Source organism: Bacteroides sp. ET71 (assembly GCF_023336905.1).
Taxonomy (GTDB): domain Bacteria; phylum Bacteroidota; class Bacteroidia; order Bacteroidales; family Bacteroidaceae; genus Bacteroides.
In genome coordinates this window covers 1-1,322 of record NZ_JAMBLS010000092.1, presented here as the reverse complement: position 1 = coordinate 1,322, position 1,322 = coordinate 1, and the positions used below count along the sequence as shown (strand labels likewise).

Annotated in this window: 2 protein-coding genes; one reads left to right on the top strand and one right to left on the bottom strand. The window is 55.0% G+C overall.

Going from position 1 to position 1,322, the window contains the following annotated elements; genetic code table 11:
• Positions 1-615 (top strand): TraM recognition domain-containing protein (locus M3090_RS15270; RefSeq protein WP_249057692.1); only part of this gene is annotated, 615 nt, incomplete at its 5' end.
• Between the two features lie 2 nt (positions 616-617).
• Here M3090_RS15270 and M3090_RS15265 read toward each other — a convergent pair.
• Positions 618-1,229 carry an RteC domain-containing protein gene (locus M3090_RS15265; RefSeq protein WP_249057690.1) on the bottom strand — a complete coding sequence of 204 codons (612 nt, stop codon included), beginning with the start codon at positions 1,227-1,229 and terminating at the stop codon, positions 618-620.
• Positions 1,230-1,322 lie beyond the last annotated feature (93 nt).

Genomic DNA, 1,322 nt, shown 5'->3' with positions numbered 1-1,322 from the left:
ACCGTGTTCATCAAGGGGCTGGACAACCTTATCGCCACCGCGCGCAGCAACAAGGTGGCCGTGCTGCTGGGCTTTCAGGACTTCTCGCAGCTCATCCGCGACTATACCGACAAGGAGGCGAAGGTCATCATCAACACCGTCGGCAACATCTTCTCCGGGCAGGTGGTGGGCGAGACCGCCAAGACGCTCTCCGAACGCTTCGGCAAGATACTCCAGAAACGGCAGTCCATCTCCATCAACCGCAACGATGTGTCCACCTCCATCTCCACCCAGATGGACAGCCTTATCCCGCCGAGCAAGATTTCCTCGCTGACGCAGGGCATGTTCGTCGGTTCGGTGGCGGACAACTTCGGCGAGAAAATCGAGCAGAAGATTTTCCATTGCGAGATTGTGGTCGATGCCAGGAAAATCGCCGAAGAGGAAAAGACCTACCGGAAGATACCGGTCATCACCGACTTCAGGGATGCCGACGGCATCGACCGCATGAAGGAAATGGTACAGGAAAACTACAACCGCATCAAGGAGGAAGCCCGGCAGATTGTCGCCGATGAGCTGGAGCGCATCGGGAGCGACCCGAACCTGAAGCATCTGCTGGAGTTGAACAAACAGGCATAGGCTTATTTGTTTCGCCGGTATTGCTTCTCGTCGTCCGTATCCATTTTCCGCAGCAGGGCTTCGCGCAGCCGGTCGATGAAATAGGTGCGGTCGTCGCCTTTCCTCCGCCGCATCCGGGCATAGTAGCTCGATGCGTTCTTCACATCCACACCCAGTGCTCTGCACACATATTCCACCACTTGTTTGAGCGTGATTTCACCGTCATTGAACAGCTTCAGTTCATGGCAGGCATAAAGCAGTTCAATAAGATGGATGGCATCGTCAGTCCACAGCACGGGAGGCCCGTCGCCGGGCGGACGAGCTTCTCCGTTTCCGGGACCCGTCCGTCTTTTTTCCATCCGTTCCATCGTGTTTTCCACATACATGATAGCTCCCACCACATGGCAGTAGCACACCAGATGGCTCTGCCCGTTGTTGTGGTAGCGTTCCCGCAGGACGGTCAGCCGGAACTTCGTGTATTGGAGATGGAGGAGCACGCAGGTGTGGTTGCCGTGTTCCTCATGCAGATGGCTGAGGTGGCGTATGAAATCGTCACTTGCCTCGTTCAGCCTTTCGGTATCGCAATCCCCTTGTTCCAGTAAAAGCAGGTAGGGGCACAGGTAAAATACATCCATTTGAAACTATTTTATCGGTTATGAACGGCAAAAATAGCGGTGTACATGGATGTGGCAGTTCCGTTTTTCGCCGGAAATGCCGTCATTCCCCCA

What these genes read in the sequence shown, in the direction of transcription:
- M3090_RS15265 (WP_249057690.1), bottom strand. Translation starts at nt 1,229, where the DNA reads ATGGATGTATTTTACCTGTGCCCCTACCTGCTTTTACTGGAACAAGGG.